This window comes from Corynebacterium sp. (assembly GCF_030530965.1).
In the GTDB taxonomy this organism is placed as follows: domain Bacteria; phylum Actinomycetota; class Actinomycetes; order Mycobacteriales; family Mycobacteriaceae; genus Corynebacterium.
Window position 1 is genome coordinate 5,901 of record NZ_JAUMTY010000040.1, and the last position, 14,502, is coordinate 20,402.

At 58.8% G+C, this 14,502-nt stretch carries 16 protein-coding genes; 15 read left to right on the plus strand and 1 reads right to left on the minus strand.

Features of this window, described 5'->3' with window-relative positions:
• Positions 1-122 precede the first annotated feature (122 nt).
• The 3 genes from Q3981_RS07875 (at position 123) to Q3981_RS07885 (ending at position 4,511) form a co-directional block, all read left to right on the plus strand.
• Positions 123-1,424, plus strand: a complete 1,302-nt coding sequence (locus tag Q3981_RS07875; RefSeq protein WP_303125058.1) for a phosphatase PAP2 family protein — start codon at positions 123-125, stop codon at positions 1,422-1,424.
• A gap of 103 nt (positions 1,425-1,527) precedes the next feature.
• A complete protein-coding gene (locus Q3981_RS07880; protein ID WP_303125059.1) occupies positions 1,528-3,381 on the plus strand; it encodes an alkaline phosphatase in 1,854 nt (617 codons plus the stop codon).
• A 176-nt stretch (positions 3,382-3,557) separates the two neighbouring features.
• Positions 3,558-4,511 carry an ABC transporter substrate-binding protein gene (locus tag Q3981_RS07885; protein ID WP_303125060.1) on the plus strand — a complete coding sequence of 318 codons (954 nt, stop codon included), beginning with the start codon at positions 3,558-3,560 and terminating at the stop codon, positions 4,509-4,511.
• 12 nt (positions 4,512-4,523) lie between these two features.
• Here the strand turns inward: Q3981_RS07885 and Q3981_RS07890 are convergent, their stop codons facing one another.
• Positions 4,524-4,952 (minus strand): hypothetical protein, encoded by a 429-nt coding sequence (locus Q3981_RS07890; protein WP_303125061.1) that lies wholly within the window; start codon positions 4,950-4,952, stop codon positions 4,524-4,526.
• A gap of 491 nt (positions 4,953-5,443) precedes the next feature.
• Between Q3981_RS07890 and rpsH the strand changes: the two genes are divergently transcribed.
• The 12 genes from rpsH (at position 5,444) to map (ending at position 14,501) form a co-directional block, all read left to right on the plus strand.
• On the plus strand, positions 5,444-5,842 hold the full coding sequence (gene rpsH, locus Q3981_RS07895; RefSeq protein ID WP_012732404.1) for a 30S ribosomal protein S8: 399 nt from the start codon (positions 5,444-5,446) through the stop codon (positions 5,840-5,842).
• A 17-nt stretch (positions 5,843-5,859) separates the two neighbouring features.
• A complete protein-coding gene (rplF, locus tag Q3981_RS07900; protein ID WP_012732403.1) occupies positions 5,860-6,396 on the plus strand; it encodes a 50S ribosomal protein L6 in 537 nt (178 codons plus the stop codon).
• Positions 6,396-6,791, plus strand: a complete 396-nt coding sequence (gene rplR / locus Q3981_RS07905; RefSeq protein ID WP_012732402.1) for a 50S ribosomal protein L18 — start codon at positions 6,396-6,398, stop codon at positions 6,789-6,791. The genes rplF and rplR overlap by 1 nt, the downstream gene beginning before the upstream one ends.
• 43 nt (positions 6,792-6,834) lie before the next feature.
• Positions 6,835-7,473 carry a 30S ribosomal protein S5 gene (rpsE, locus tag Q3981_RS07910; protein WP_012732401.1) on the plus strand — a complete coding sequence of 213 codons (639 nt, stop codon included), beginning with the start codon at positions 6,835-6,837 and terminating at the stop codon, positions 7,471-7,473.
• Positions 7,474-7,476: 3 nt separating this feature from the next.
• Positions 7,477-7,662, plus strand: a complete 186-nt coding sequence (gene rpmD / locus Q3981_RS07915) for a 50S ribosomal protein L30 (RefSeq protein WP_012732400.1) — start codon at positions 7,477-7,479, stop codon at positions 7,660-7,662.
• Between the two features lie 6 nt (positions 7,663-7,668).
• Positions 7,669-8,118: a 50S ribosomal protein L15 gene (gene rplO, locus Q3981_RS07920; RefSeq protein ID WP_046202889.1), complete on the plus strand. Its 450-nt coding sequence runs from the start codon at positions 7,669-7,671 to the stop codon at positions 8,116-8,118.
• Positions 8,119-8,404: 286 nt separating this feature from the next.
• Positions 8,405-9,733 carry a preprotein translocase subunit SecY gene (gene secY / locus Q3981_RS07925; RefSeq protein WP_012732398.1) on the plus strand — a complete coding sequence of 443 codons (1,329 nt, stop codon included), beginning with the start codon at positions 8,405-8,407 and terminating at the stop codon, positions 9,731-9,733.
• Position 9,734: 1 nt separating this feature from the next.
• Positions 9,735-10,289, plus strand: a complete 555-nt coding sequence (locus Q3981_RS07930; RefSeq protein WP_303125062.1) for an adenylate kinase — start codon at positions 9,735-9,737, stop codon at positions 10,287-10,289.
• Positions 10,290-10,545: 256 nt separating this feature from the next.
• Entirely contained in the window at positions 10,546-11,685 is a 1,140-nt protein-coding gene (locus tag Q3981_RS07935) for an ABC transporter substrate-binding protein (RefSeq protein WP_303125063.1), read from the plus strand.
• Positions 11,686-12,720 (plus strand): iron ABC transporter permease, encoded by a 1,035-nt coding sequence (locus Q3981_RS07940; protein ID WP_303125067.1) that lies wholly within the window; start codon positions 11,686-11,688, stop codon positions 12,718-12,720.
• A complete protein-coding gene (locus Q3981_RS07945; RefSeq protein WP_303125064.1) occupies positions 12,720-13,565 on the plus strand; it encodes an ABC transporter ATP-binding protein in 846 nt (281 codons plus the stop codon). The genes Q3981_RS07940 and Q3981_RS07945 overlap by 1 nt, the downstream gene beginning before the upstream one ends.
• A gap of 90 nt (positions 13,566-13,655) precedes the next feature.
• Positions 13,656-14,501, plus strand: a complete 846-nt coding sequence (gene map, locus Q3981_RS07950; RefSeq protein ID WP_303125065.1) for a type I methionyl aminopeptidase — start codon at positions 13,656-13,658, stop codon at positions 14,499-14,501.
• Position 14,502: the final 1 nt, after the last annotated feature.

The following is a 14,502-nucleotide window of genomic DNA, read 5'->3' on the forward strand; positions in this document are numbered from 1 at the left end:
CGACACCTTAGCGTCGACACTATGTCGCTATGGTCCCGCACCATAGATGCAGTTACCAGTGACCCCGACCTGCGTCATTGGCCCACCGAGCGCTTACCACACGTTTTGAAAGGTACGCCTGGATGTCCCAGTCTGAACTGTTCCCCTCCCGCCCGAAATCGCGTCCCTCGCTGCACAAACCCTCGCGCCGATTCTCACGAGTCGCCGTCGCCTCGCTTGTCCTCGGGGCCACCGTCGCCACCGGCGGAATTGCACCGTCCGCCACAACCCCGCGGGCCGCAGCCGCCACGGACATCACCGCGAACATTCCGTACCTTCACCCGCCTGTGCAGCACGAGGGAGCCCCCACACCCCAGGCGTTCCCGCCCGAGGAATACAACTGGTACCCCTCTGACCTCAGCTCACACCCGTTCGGCATCTACGCGGACGTCGTCGGCTCGTACCCGGACCTCAAAGCCCACCACCCCGAGGTCCAAGACACGAACCTCGCGACGCTCACCCGCATTAACCACGACGCCGCGACGAACCCGACCGCCATCTCGCGGGCACAAAGCGACGCGCGCGCCGACAAAGAGGGTGTCCTCCAGCTCTTTTCTGACGCATTCGGTGGCCGGCTGGGCGAGGAATTCCGGCAGGCTCTCAACGAGAATCGCCTCCCCAAGACGGTGATGCTCTTCGGTGGGATTACCGCGCGGGCGGGTGGCCTAGCGAGCAGCACCATCGTCGAAAAGATCGGTTTCAATGAGACCCGCCCTTATGACGATCACCCCGACCAGATCAACAAGTACGAGGTCCCCGGCGAGGATCTCTACGGGCATTCCAAAGCATTCCCGTCCGGTCACACAAACCAAGCAACATGGACGACGACGCTGCTCGCGACCATGCTGCCCGAACTCTCGGACCAGCTGCTCGCCCGCGGATCCGAGGCCGGGTACAACCGCGTGGTCCTCGGTGTTCACTATCCGCTCGACGTGATGGGTGGCCGGATGACGGGGCTGGCCGCGGCTGCTGACCGGTGGAACGACCCGCGCATGAGGAACAACCTCATGGCGGCAGCGCAGGAAATTCGCGCTGAGCTGGAGTGGAGGTGTGGCGACACTCTGGCCAACTGTGTGGCCGCGGATAGCAAATACGACGACAACGCGCTCGGCAATTATGCCTACCGGATGAACTACGACTTCGCGCCGGTCAGCGACCCGAATGCCGCGATGATCGTGCCGCAGGCTGCTCCCGACCTCCTGATTAACGCCTTCCCCAACCTCACGTATGAGCAGCGCGCCCAAGTGATCGAACAAACCGCGGGTCCCGCCGGGATGCCGCTTGATGACCAATCGCCACGCGGTTCCTGGGAGCGCATCAACCTCGCAGCCGCCATGAATGCCGACGTGACCGTCAACGACGACGGCAGTGTTCATGTGAATTAGGTGCGGGCGACGGCCGGGCTCGTGAGGATGACCACCTCATGAAATGGCCGCGCGAAGGCAAAAACGGCACGAACAGAAGAGCACGGTAGAGGAGAGGATCGTTATGACGAACAAGGAACGCAACAACAACCAGCGGCCAGCGGCAACGTCGTCCGAATCGACAAGCGCGGAGGGCATTCACCGCGAAGCCGAGCGGCCGGCCGGACGTCCTTCGTACACGCGTCGGAGTTTCTTGCGCTCGTCATTAGCGGCTGGCGGGACTATTGCAGCTGGAAGCGCGCTCGTCGGGCGGTATCCCCGGGCCTACGCAGGTGACGCGCCGGGATCAAACGCGGCCCCGCAGACCGACGCCGTCGACACTGACCTCTTCCGCCACTCCGTCGCGTCGGGCGATCCTCAACCTGACAGCGTCATCATCTGGACACGTGTGACTCCTTCGCCTGAGGCCACACCGGGGTCGGAAAAGGGCGCGGATACGCGGGTCAACTGGGAGGTATCCACGTCGCCGGATTTCACGAAAATCGTTCGGAGCGGCTACGAGACCTCGTCGGCAAGCAAAGATCACACGATCAAAGTTGATGTGAAAGACCTGCAGCCCGACACTCAATACTTCTATCGGTTCGCTGTTGAGCGCGATGGGAAACCGCACTATTCGCGCGTCGGCCGGACTCGGACTGCGCTGGGCAGCGGTGGCGAGCGGACGGTTAATTTCGGTGTGGTCTCATGCAGTAATTACGAGGCCGGGTACTTTCGTTCCTACCGGGACATTGCTGGGCGGGACGACCTGGAATTCGTCCTCCACCTGGGCGATTACACCTACGAATACGAGACGGGCGGGTACAACGGGGCCTACGATTCGCAAGTCCGCGTGGTGCAGCCGGCGGAGCGCACCACGACTTTGCAGGACTATCGCATCCGTCAGGGCTGCTACCACGAAGACCCTGACCTGGCCGATTGCCACGCAGTCAAGCCGTTCATTTGTATTTGGGATGATCACGAATTTGCCGACAACAACTGGCGCGACGGGGCGGCCGGGAGCTCAGCCGAACCGGATGACAATTATCAAGCCATCAAAGCTGCCGCGATGCAGGCGTATTTTGAATGGCTACCCGTGCGGGTGAGCGCGGGGAACCAAGGTTCGCACCTTTACCGCAAGCTGCAATACGGAAACCTGATGGAATTCATCATTCCGGATTTGCGCACGTACCGCGATTACGAGCTGGTTTATACCAATAAAAAGATGTTCCTCAAGACGGATCCGGATTTTATTCGGGCCGCTGGGAAAGATGACCGATCCATGATGGGGCAAACCCAGTTCGAGTGGTTCGGGAATGTGCTCTCCAGCTCACCGACCACGTGGCAGATGGTTGCCAACGAAGTGATGTTCGCACCCATGACTCTTCCCGACGGTCTTGACCAGCGCACACACGACTGGTTGGTCACACAAATCGGCCTGCCGGACCAGGGGATCCCTCTGAACACTGACCAGTGGGATGGTTATATGGCTGAACGGCAAAAGATTATTGACCTAATCGCCGACACTAAGAAAAACGTGGTGTTCCTGACTGGCGATATTCACTCGTCGTGGGCCAATGACATTCCGCGAGACATTCAAAAGTATCGGACCGGAGCATCCAAAGATGTTGTTGCCACAGAGTTTGTGACGCCGTCTATTACCGCTAATGGGCTTTTCGATACGGTTGCGAAATCGCGGGCATTAGACCAGGCAGCACGGCAAGTTTCTACCACCGCTGCCGACGTTCTACAGAAAACCAATGCGTGGTTTAAGTGGATAGATTTCATTCACCACGGATATATGGCAGTGAGCGTCTCGCCCGACGCTGTGTCGTGCGAGTGGTTGCACGTCGATAATGTTCTTTCTCCGAACACGCCGTTTAGGTCTGCTCGGAAGTGTACGGCATATAAAGATAAGCCCGGCGTACATACTGATGCCTAGGTTATGAAATAACGAGTGTGTGTAACCACAGGCCGATATCCCTAGACTCCCACTGTAAGGCTTAGCTAAAGTGATACGTGTTCTTTGACCGAGACCTACGTATGCGGTCAACACAATGCGTGAATGAGGCCCACGTGGGATTTCGACCGCCTCATCTCGCAGTGAAAGGGGTATCCGTGCCAACCAGTCGTCGTAACTTCTTGAAATCTTCCCTCGCTATTGCTGCATTGGCCACCACGGCCGGCGTCGTCAGCGCATGTAGCAATGACGATGATGACAAGAGCAGCGATAACTCAAGCAAGAACGACCGCATCGCCGCTATCGGATGGGGGGATTACTGCACGCTCCTGGCAATGAACATCACGCCGACCTTCATCTTGACCCCGATGGGGATGGATGAGAAGAAGGACAACGGCGTCGGCCCCTGGGCGAGTGACAAAGTCCAGGGCAAAGACATCACCGTCATGGCGGCAACCTCCCAGGAAATCGGCAACGACGTTCTGGAAAAAATTGCCGCTGCAAAGCCGTCGAAGATTATTGCCGTGAACTCCGGGCTGAAAGATGATGAGAAGAAGCGGCTCAACGATATTGCGCCGACCACTGTTCACTCCGACAAGTACGCGGACTACCAGGTGCCGTGGGACGCTCAGGTCAAAGAAATTGCCAAGGCGGTAGGTAAGGAATCCGACGGCGATAAACTCGTCAGCGACACTAAGAAGAAATTTGATGATTTCTCGTCATCTCACCCGGATCTAAAAGGTAAGAAAGCCGCCACAGTTATTGCTATGCAAGGCCAATTCGCGGTCTATACCAGTGGCGATGGACGCGGACAGTTTATTAAGGACCTGGGATTCGTCATTCCGGACGACCTTAATAAGGGAGATAACGGCCAGTTCTATAAATATCTCTCGTCCGAGAACCTCTCTCAGCTCGACGAACTCGACTACCTCTTCCTGCTCGATTACGCCGGAAGTAATGAGGAAGCGAAGAAAAACCCGCTGTTCCAGAACATTAAAGCTGTGAAAGAAGGGAATATGCGGGAGATTTCTCAGGACACCGCAACGGCCATGAGTCTGCCTAACCCGCTGACCATTCCGTGGGCGATTGAGCAGTTCGACAAGGCTATCTAGGGGTGCCCAGCGCTACTTTTCGAACGGGAGCTTCTCGGGCTTCCCGGAGTGCCCCTGATACCCCTCATGGTCGCCGGTGTGCAGCGTGAGCTGCATGATCGCCCCATCCTTCGACGTCACATGGTGAACCACGAACGCCGGAACATATTGCACCATCCCCGGCGTCAACGTGGTCGCCGTGAACTCCTTCTCATCCACTTCCGACGGATCAGACGCCTTCCTGGCGACGGCGAACTCAACCTCCCCTTCGATCACCTGGACGGAAATCGGGTGCGGTGCATGATGCGAATCCAGGCGCTGACCGGGCGCGAAGCGGAATGCCACGATCGTCGCTCCGTCGGCAGTTGCTAAGCGTTGCGCCGCGGGGAAATCGCCCTCCTTCGCGGACGGAGCCTCGTCGTTAATATTGAGAACAAATGGAGCATGTGGTGTGAAGGGCATGACCTGGCTCTTCCTTCTATCCGATGATGATCTGGTGACCTCATCGTAACTCTGAGCGTGCTGGAGGGGCAGCCCCTTCTGGGGTGCATAAAGACAGCGCGACGCGCACACGAAAGCACCGCGTTGACCGCCGTCGGCAAGCGATTTTGAAAGAAATACCCTGGTTGTTAGACTGCTTGAGTCTTTGTACATCTACTTTGTTGTAGGCCCACCCGCCTCACAGCGTCCCTCGAAGACAAGCAGCGAGCCGATCAGTTACTGAGCTGGTTCGGCGCCCCTGAGTGGTTCACCTGAACCCTCGGCAATAATCCTGTCAAAACCCCAGCTAGATGGGCTAGTTACGCGCACGACAGCGCAGAGCAACTAGCTCGCGGATGGCGACAGTGACATTGCCGGGGGATTTTCTGCGGTAACCCATCAGTCGCTTGCCCGAAACGGGGATAACGCGTGGTGGAAGGGAACCGCAGCGAGAAAGGCACTAGGTCACATCCATGACCATGACAGATCCTATCGCCGACATGCTGTCGCGCGTGCGCAACGCAAGTAATGCGTACCACGACACTGTCTCGATGCCTTCGTCGAACCTCAAGGTCCACATCGCAGAGATCTTGAAGCAAGAAGGCTACATTGCTGACTTCACCGTTGAGGACGCCAAAGTCGGTAAGACCCTGACCATCGAGCTGAAGTACGGCTCCACCCGCCAGCGTTCGCTGTCCGGTGTGCGCCGCGTGTCCAGCCCTGGTCTGCGCGTCTATGCAAAGTCCACCAACCTGCCTCAGGTCCTGGGTGGCCTGGGCGTGGCTATCATTTCCACGTCCCAGGGTCTGCTCACTGACCGTCAGGCTTCTGAGAAGGGCGTAGGCGGAGAAGTTCTCGCCTACGTCTGGTAGGGGAGGAGTGAACACACATGTCGCGTATTGGTAACTCACCAGTGGCGGTCCCATCCAACGTCACCGTCACCATCAACGGGCAAAACGTTGAGGTCAAGGGCCCTAAGGGCACCCTGGCCATCGACGTTCCGGAGCCCATCACCATCGCTCAGGAAGGCGACGAGATCGTCGTCTCCCGTCCGGACGATCACCGCAAGAGCCGCTCTTTGCACGGCCTGTCACGCTCACTGATCAACAACATGGTCGTCGGCGTGACCGAGGGCTACACCATCAAGATGGAAATCTTCGGTGTTGGCTACCGTGTGCTGGCTAAAGGCAGCGACTTGGAATTCTCCCTCGGCTACAGCCACCCGATCCTGATCAAGGCACCGGAAGGCATCACCTTCGCCGTGGACGGACAGACCAAGTTCTCTATCAGTGGTATCGACAAACAGCAGGTGGGACAGCTCGCCGCGAATATCCGTCGTCTGCGCAAGGACGACCCCTACAAGGGCAAGGGTATCCGCTACGAAGGTGAGCAGATCCGCCGCAAGGTCGGAAAGACGGGTAAGTAATGAGCAACGACAACAAGCGTCTCCCTATCGGTAAAGACATTGCCACTCGCCGTCGCGTGGCTCGTAAGGCTCGCCACTTCCGTATTCGCAAGAACCTCCGTGGCACCGCTGAGATCCCGCGCCTCGTCGTGCACCGGACCTCACGGCACATGCACGTCCAGGTTATCGACGACACCATCGGCCACACCCTGGCTGCTGCGTCGTCCATCGAGCCTGAAGTCCGCGCCATGGAGGGCGACAAGAAAGCCCGCGGCGCCAAGGTTGGCGAGTTGATCGCTGAGCGCGCCAAGGCGAAGGGCATTGAGACTGTCAAGTTTGACCGCGGTGGCTACAAGTACCACGGTCGCGTCGCCGCACTGGCCGACGCCGCACGTGAAGGTGGTCTGAAATTCTAATGGCCACGCATAGCACCGCACTCAACAACGGAAGGATCGCGTAATGCCGGGACGTGAACGGCGTGACGGCGGACGCTCCGCCGACAAGAACGACAACAACAAGGGCCGCAACGACCGCGGCCGCAATGATCGCAACAACCGCCGCGGACGCGGCCGCGACGACGACCGCAACCAGTACATCGAGCGCGTCGTCACCATCAACCGCGTCTCCAAGGTTGTGAAAGGTGGTCGTCGCTTCAGCTTCACCGCCCTCGTCATCGTCGGTGACGGACAGGGCATGGTTGGCGTCGGCTACGGCAAAGCCAAAGAAGTTCCCGCCGCAATCCAGAAGGGTGCCGAAGAGGCTCGCAAGAACTTCTTCCGCGTGCCCATGATTGCCGGAACCATCACCCACCCGGTCCAGGGCGAGGCTGCCGCGGGCATCGTGATGCTCCGCCCGGCCGCCCCCGGTACCGGTGTGATCGCTGGTGGCGCCACCCGTCCGGTTCTCGAATGCGCGGGAATCCAGGACGTTCTGTCGAAGTCCCTCGGCTCCGACAACGCCATCAACGTTGTCCATGCAACCGTGGATGCCCTCAAGCAGCTCGTGCGCCCCGAAGAGGTCGCCGCCCGTCGTGGCAAGTCTGTCGAAGAGGTCACCCCGACTCGTATGCTGCGCGCTCGCGCAGGGCAGGGGGCGTAACCCATGGCACTGAAAATCACACAGGTTAAAGGCACCGTCGGTACCAGAAAGAAGCAGAAGGACAATCTTCGGTCCCTCGGCCTCAAGCGCATTCGTCACTCAGTCGTCCAGCCCGACACCCCTCAGGTGCGCGGGATGATCAACGTGGTTCGCCACTTGGTCACGGTCGAAGAAGTGGCGGGGGAGTAGGAAAATATGAGCGAACCCATCAAGCTTCATGACCTGCGCCCAGCGAAGGGCGCGAACAAGCCCAAGACCCGCGTCGGCCGCGGTGAGGCATCGAAAGGTAAGACCGCTGGTCGCGGTACGAAGGGCACCAAGGCACGCAAGCAGGTCTCTGCTGCGTTCGAAGGTGGCCAGATGCCGATCCACATGCGTCTGCCTAAGTTGAAGGGCTTCAAGAACCCCAACAAGGTCACCTACCAGGTGGTCAACGTTGCGGACCTCCAGAAGCACTTCGAAAACGGTGGCGACGTCACCATCGCCGACCTCGCCTCTGCCGGCCTGGTCCGCGCAAAGCAGCCGGTCAAGGTTCTTGGCGACGGCGAGATCACCGCGTCGGTCAACGTGACCGCAACGAAGTTCTCGGCCTCTGCCAAGCAGAAGATCGAGGCTGCCGGTGGATCCGTCACCGAAACCAAGTAATTAAGCGATCATCATCGCTGGGCTCCGGCTCGTGACTGTTCGTGACTGTGAAACGGCCCCACATGTGGCGTCGTAACGGAAATCACAGTCAACGCGGCCGGACAAGCCTGAACTGATAGGAAAAGAGGGCGGCCTTCACCTGAGTAGGTGAAAGGGTCGCCCCTTTTCGCTCGAACAGGCCTTTTCCAAGTCCGAACGGATAGGCCTTCACCCGCCGGTGCTGCTAGAGTGTGTTAGTCGTTGGCCTGCGCCTAAAAATTTATGCCTTACTGTCTCAGGAGGATATGTGTCCGCTTTCCTCTCGGTATTCCGGGACCCTGACCTTCGCAAGAAGATCTTGTTCACCATAACAATGATCATCTTGTACAGGATCGGTTCCCAAATTCCCACACCAGGAGTCGATTACTCGAGTATTAGCGATCGCTTACATGATCTGAACCAAGATCAAAGCTCCGTGTACTCGATGATCAACCTGTTCTCGGGCGGGGCGCTCCTTCAACTATCGATCTTCGCCATCGGCATCATGCCGTACATTACGGCGTCGATTATCGTTCAGCTGCTCACCGTGGTGATCCCCAAGTTCGAGCAGTTGAAGAAGGAAGGCCAGTCCGGTCAGGCCAAAATGACCGAATACACCCGCTATCTGACAGTAGGGTTGGCCCTCCTCCAGTCCGCCGGCATCGTTGCCCTGGCCGACCGCCAGCAGCTGTTGGGTGAAGGCGTCCAGGTCCTGGACTCCAACGTCGGCACCTTCGGCGTCACCATGATGGTTCTCGTCATGACGGCAGGTGCTGTCCTGGTTATGTGGCTCGGTGAGCTCATTACGGATAAGGGCATCGGCAACGGTATGTCACTGCTCATTTTCGCCGGTATCGCCACCAGGCTTCCTGCCGACGGTGCCGCGATTCTTCGTGGCTCCGGCGGGCTGGCTTTCGCCCTCGTCGTCGTGGGTGTCCTCATTCTGGTCATCGGCGTGATCTTCATCGAGCAGGGGCAGCGACGCATCCCGGTGCAGTACGCCAAGCGCATGGTGGGCCGTCGGCAATATGGTGAGACGTCCACGTACCTGCCGCTGAAGGTGAACCAGGCAGGTGTTATTCCGGTCATCTTCGCGTCGTCACTGATTTATGTGCCGGTTCTGATTACGCAGATCGTGAACTCCTCGCAGACGAACGTCAAGAACAACTGGTGGCAGCGTGATGTGATCCAGTACCTGCAGAACCCAGCCAGCTGGCAGTACATCATCCTGTACTTCGCGCTCATCATTTTCTTCAGCTTCTTCTACGTGTCCATCCAGTACGACCCGTACGAGCAGGCGGACAACATGAAGAAATACGGTGGCTTCATTCCTGGCGTTCGCCCGGGCCGGCCGACAGCGGAGTATCTTGGGTACGTAATGAATCGTCTGCTGTTCGTCGGTTCGCTCTACCTCGGTGTTATCGCCGTGTTGCCGAACATCTTGATCGACATGGGAATTTCTTCGTCCGGAGGAACCCACGGTTCGCTTCCGTTCGGTGGTACCGCGATCCTGATTCTCGTGAGCGTCGGCCTGACAACAGTTCAGCAGATCGAATCACAATTGATGCAGAGCAACTACGAAGGGTTCTTGAAGTAATATGCGCCTCGTTCTACTTGGCCCTCCCGGTGCTGGTAAAGGCACCCAGGCAGCCATTCTTTCCGACAAACTCGGCGTTCCACACGTGTCCACCGGCGACTTGTTCCGGGAAAACATCGGTAACAACACCGAATTAGGCCAGGAAGCAAAAAGCTACATCGACGCCGGAAAGCTCGTGCCGACGTCCGTTACCGTCAATATGGTGAAGGACCGGCTCAGCCAGGACGACGCTGCCGACGGATTCCTCCTTGACGGATTCCCGCGGACCGTGGAACAGGGCGATGAACTGAAGAACATCCTTGACGGCTTGGGGACCAAGCTCGACGCGGTTGTTCAGTTCGACGTCTCCGAAGACGTCGTTGTGGAGCGCATGTTGGCCCGTGGTCGTGCGGACGACACCGAAGACGTGATCCGCACCCGCCTGAAGGTGTACCGCGACGAGACCGCCCCGCTGCTGGAGTACTACAAGGACTCCATTATCCGCATTGTCGCTGAAGGATCCGTTGAGGACATCAACGAGCGGACCATGGAAGCGCTGAAGGCGTTGGATTCATAAAATCTAAACCGCCCGTTGGCGTGCACATTATTTAGCGTCGTTTTCCTTTCCGACGCTACCGCCCCCCGGCACAGGGGGCTTTTTTCATGCCTTTTTCTTTAAGAACGTGGGTCTCATTAAAAACGTGGGCAAAAAGTGAACCCCATACATAAAGTTGCCTATGGTATTCACTTTTATCTTCAGTTCTTTTACTTATAAAACCTCATATGCTAATTTAGGGTGCGCTAATCCCATTGACTCATTTGAGGTTTGATTTATGCGAAAAATACTCGCGGCTCTCGCTGCCGTTGCGCTTCTCGCGACCGGATGTAGCTCGACATCCGACAACAGCAGCAGCTCCAGCAACGACGCGGTCACCATTCAAGATGTTGACGGCCGTACCGTAAAACTCGACCACAAACCGGAACGCGTCGTCCTCGGTGAAGGCCGCGCGCTGATGGCCCTGGCCACCTTGAACAAGGACAACCCGACCGAGAATGTCGTGGCCATCGCCAACGACGCCAAGAAGCAGTCCCCGAGCTTCTGGAAGAAGATCACCGAGGCCAAGCCCGACATCAACAAGATCCCCGACATGGGTTCGATCCTCTCCGGCGATACCACCGTCGAGAAGATCGTCTCCTATAACCCCGACATCTTGATCATGCCGATCGACGTCAAGACCAGGGCTAAAGTCGCTGGCTACACCGACAAACTCGACCAAGCCGGCGTGAAGTACGCGTTCATTGACTTCCGTTCAGACCCGGCCAAGAACACCAAGGCCTCCATGACCACCCTCGGCCAGATCTTCGGCTACGAAGACAAAGCCAAGGAGTACAACGACTACTACGACAGCATGGAAAAGAAGGTCACCGACGCCGTCAGCGGCAAGGACAAGACCCCGTCGTTTTTCTGGCGTGCCGCAGGTCTGAAGGACTGCTGCGCAACCGTCGGCAATTGGAACCTCGGTGAGTTCATCCCGACTGCTGGTGGGAAGAACCTGGGCCAGCAAGTCCTTGGGGATAAAGAGAGTGGTGACCTCGCCCCCGAAAAGGTCCTGGAGCTGAACCCGAACGTTGTCATCGCGACCGGTGGTGAGTGGGCGAAGGAACCCGGTAAGACCTACCAGGTCCCTAATGCCGAAGTCGGATACGGCACCGACGAGGACACCGCGAAGGCTACCCGCGACGGCCTGCTCAAGACCCCGGGCTTCGACGCTCTCAAGGCTGGCCAGGACGGTCACCTCTACACCATTTGGCACCAGTTCTACACAAGCCCGTGGAACATCTTCGCCATCGAGCAGTTCGCCAAGTGGATGCACCCCGATGAGATGAAGGATATTGACCCGACGGCCGACTTCAAGAAGTTCCACGAAGACTGGCTGCCCTACTCCTACTCTGGAACGTTCTTCACCTCGTAAATTATGGACATCATCAAAGACTATAAGCGGCGGGCGCTCCGAAACTGGATCATTATCGGAGCCCTTGTCGTGCTGACGGCCTGCTGCTTCGTGTGGGCCAACATGGTTGGTTCCTTTAACTACAGTGCCGAAACTGTGGTGAAGGCCATCTTCACTCCCGACGCTGTCGATAGCCAGATCCACACCGTGATCTGGCGCCTGCGCCTCCCGATGTCGGTGATGGCGCTTCTGGTCGGTGTTGCTTTGGCGATGGCCGGCGCACAAATGCAGACCATTTTGGATAACCCGCTGGCCGAGCCTTTCACCCTGGGCATTTCCGCCGCGGCGGCCTTTGGTGGTGCGGCCAGCATCGTGCTGGGGTGGACCGTCATCCCTCAGGCTCAGTTCAACCTGGCGTTCATCGCCTGGATCTGCGCGGTTCTGGCGTCGTTAATTATTGCTGGTGTGGCCACCGTCCGCGGCGGGAGTAACCAGACCATGATTCTGCTGGGCATTGCTTTGGTTTTCCTGTTTCAGGCGATGCTCGCGTTGATGCAGTACATGGCCACGGTGGAGGCCCTCCAACAGATTGTGTTCTGGACCATGGGTTCGATGACGCGCGCAACGTGGATCGGTAACGGCATTCTGGCTGCCGTCATTGTGCTGTGCATCCCGTTTTTCGTCATCAACGGGTGGAAGCTGACAGCTCTCCGGCTGGGTGAGGCGCGGGCCGAGGCGATGGGAATTAATGTTCCCCGCCTGAGGATCACCACCATGCTGGTGGTCTCGGTGCTGGCTGCCACCGCCGTCGCCTTTAGCGGAATCATCGGGTTCGTCGGCCTGGTCGGCCCCCACATTGCCCGCCTGATCGTCGGCGAAGATCAGCGCTACTTCCTGCCTGCGTCGATGGCCGTCGGTGGCCTGGTGATGGTCGCCGCCCACGTCGGCTCGCAGATCGTCAACCCCGGTATAGCCATCCCGATCGGCATTGTGACCTCGCTGATCGGCGTGCCCTTCTTCCTGGCCATCATCCTGGGACGGAGGCGAGCTCTCTAATGGCAGTACAGCTCCAGATCGACGACCTCCACGTCGCCTATGGCAAACATGTCGTTATCGACGGCATGCACCTGGAACTCCAGACGGCACCCGAAACCTATGTGGTGGGGCTCCTGGGGCCCAATGGTTGTGGTAAATCCACGCTGATTAAATCGATCATGCGCAAGGTGGCCAATATCTCCGTCACGGTGGATGGTGATGAGGTCAAGCGAGGTTCCGTCGGCTATGTTCCGCAAGATTTGCCGACGAGTGCCGCGCTGTCGGCTTTCGAATCTGTCGTGGTCTCGGCGCGAGGGTCGAAGACGCTTCTCTCTGGCCACGATGTGATGGAATCTGCCGTGGAGGCCATGCGCCGGTTGGGTGTTGATCACCTGGCGCACCAGAATTTGGCAGAGCTCTCTGGTGGTCAGCGACAGTTGGTCGCGGTCGCTCAGGCTTTGGTCCGCCGTCCGCGTGTTCTTCTCTTGGATGAGCCGACGAGTGCTCTGGATCTTCGCCACCAGATTTCGCTACTCAAAGTGGTGCGCGATTATGCGGCAAGTACGGACTGCCTGGTGCTTGTCGCCATCCACGATCTCAACTTGGCGGCACGCTACTGCGACCACATTGTCGCCCTCAAGGACGGGCTTCCGCACAGCCAGGGCGAACCGCCGCGAGTGATTACCCGCGGGATGATTACCGACGTGTATGGGGTGGGTGCCACGGTGCTCGACCACGCCGGTTGCCCTGTGGTTTCCCCGTGGGTGGATCCGACGATGCTTGCCGACGGGACTCCGGTTGACGAGGCCCTGGCCGGTGAGGCCGACGCCGCCGAGGCCGCCGACGAGGTTTCCAGCGACAGCTAGGCGCTCATCGTGTTGCCCCGGTGTTGACTCCGTGGCGCTTATCCGCCGCGGTGTGACGCACGTACTCACTCGAGTATTACAGTGGAGCTCATGTCATTCCGCCGTCGGAAGAAGAAAATCCCCGCCAAAACACCGGACGAGCTCGACCAGATGGAACGCGCCGGCGCCATCGTCGGCAATGCTCTCGTCGCCGTGAAGAACGCGGCCAAACCGGGAGTGAGCTTGCTTGAGCTCAACGCGGTCGCCGAAAGTGTTATCCGTGACGCAGGTGCCATACCCACCTTCTTGGGTTATGGGGGATTCCCCGCGTCCATTTGTGCGTCGCGCAACGACGTCGTCGTTCACGGAATCCCCACTTCCGACGAAGTGCTGGAAGAAGGGGACTACATCTCTATCGACTGCGGCGCGACGTTGAACGGCTGGGTCGGCGACAGCGCCTGGTCATTCGGCATCGGCAAAGACGGTGCGTTGCAAGGCGACGAGTTGCCCGACGACCCCGAATCCCCCGCGGGCGGCTCGCTCCGTTCATTGGATAAAGCGACCCAGGACGTGCTTGCCGCGGGTATCCGCGCCATGGTCCCCGGAGCCCGGCTGACCGACGTATCCCACGCACTGGAAATGGCCACGCGCGACGCGGAAAAGAAATACGGCGTGTCCTTGGGAATTGTCGACGGCTACGGCGGGCACGGAATCGGCCACGAAATGCACGAGGACCCTTACCTGGCGAATGAGGGCCCGGCCGGTCGCGGGCCGCTGATCCAAGAGGGATCCGTGCTGGCGATCGAACCAATGCTGACCTTAGGCACCTATGACACTGCCGTTCTTGACGATGACTGGACAGTGATCACTACCGACGGAACGTGGTCCTCGCACTGGGAACACACAGTGGCGGCAACGGCCGACGGACCACGCATTTTGACGCCACGGCCGGAGTAGA

What these genes read in the sequence shown, in the direction of transcription:
- Q3981_RS07890 (WP_303125061.1), bottom strand. Translation starts at nt 4,952, where the DNA reads ATGCCCTTCACACCACATGCTCCATTTGTTCTCAATATTAACGACGAG.
- rpsE (WP_012732401.1), top strand. Translation starts at nt 6,835, where the DNA reads ATGCCGGGACGTGAACGGCGTGACGGCGGACGCTCCGCCGACAAGAAC.
- rplO (WP_046202889.1), top strand. Translation starts at nt 7,669, where the DNA reads ATGAGCGAACCCATCAAGCTTCATGACCTGCGCCCAGCGAAGGGCGCG.
- Q3981_RS07875 (WP_303125058.1), top strand. Translation starts at nt 123, where the DNA reads ATGTCCCAGTCTGAACTGTTCCCCTCCCGCCCGAAATCGCGTCCCTCG.
- rpmD (WP_012732400.1), top strand. Translation starts at nt 7,477, where the DNA reads ATGGCACTGAAAATCACACAGGTTAAAGGCACCGTCGGTACCAGAAAG.
- rplR (WP_012732402.1), top strand. Translation starts at nt 6,396, where the DNA reads ATGAGCAACGACAACAAGCGTCTCCCTATCGGTAAAGACATTGCCACT.
- map (WP_303125065.1), top strand. Translation starts at nt 13,656, where the DNA reads ATGTCATTCCGCCGTCGGAAGAAGAAAATCCCCGCCAAAACACCGGAC.
- Q3981_RS07945 (WP_303125064.1), top strand. Translation starts at nt 12,720, where the DNA reads ATGGCAGTACAGCTCCAGATCGACGACCTCCACGTCGCCTATGGCAAA.
- rpsH (WP_012732404.1), top strand. Translation starts at nt 5,444, where the DNA reads ATGACCATGACAGATCCTATCGCCGACATGCTGTCGCGCGTGCGCAAC.
- rplF (WP_012732403.1), top strand. Translation starts at nt 5,860, where the DNA reads ATGTCGCGTATTGGTAACTCACCAGTGGCGGTCCCATCCAACGTCACC.
- Q3981_RS07930 (WP_303125062.1), top strand. Translation starts at nt 9,735, where the DNA reads ATGCGCCTCGTTCTACTTGGCCCTCCCGGTGCTGGTAAAGGCACCCAG.
- Q3981_RS07880 (WP_303125059.1), top strand. Translation starts at nt 1,528, where the DNA reads ATGACGAACAAGGAACGCAACAACAACCAGCGGCCAGCGGCAACGTCG.
- Q3981_RS07935 (WP_303125063.1), top strand. Translation starts at nt 10,546, where the DNA reads ATGCGAAAAATACTCGCGGCTCTCGCTGCCGTTGCGCTTCTCGCGACC.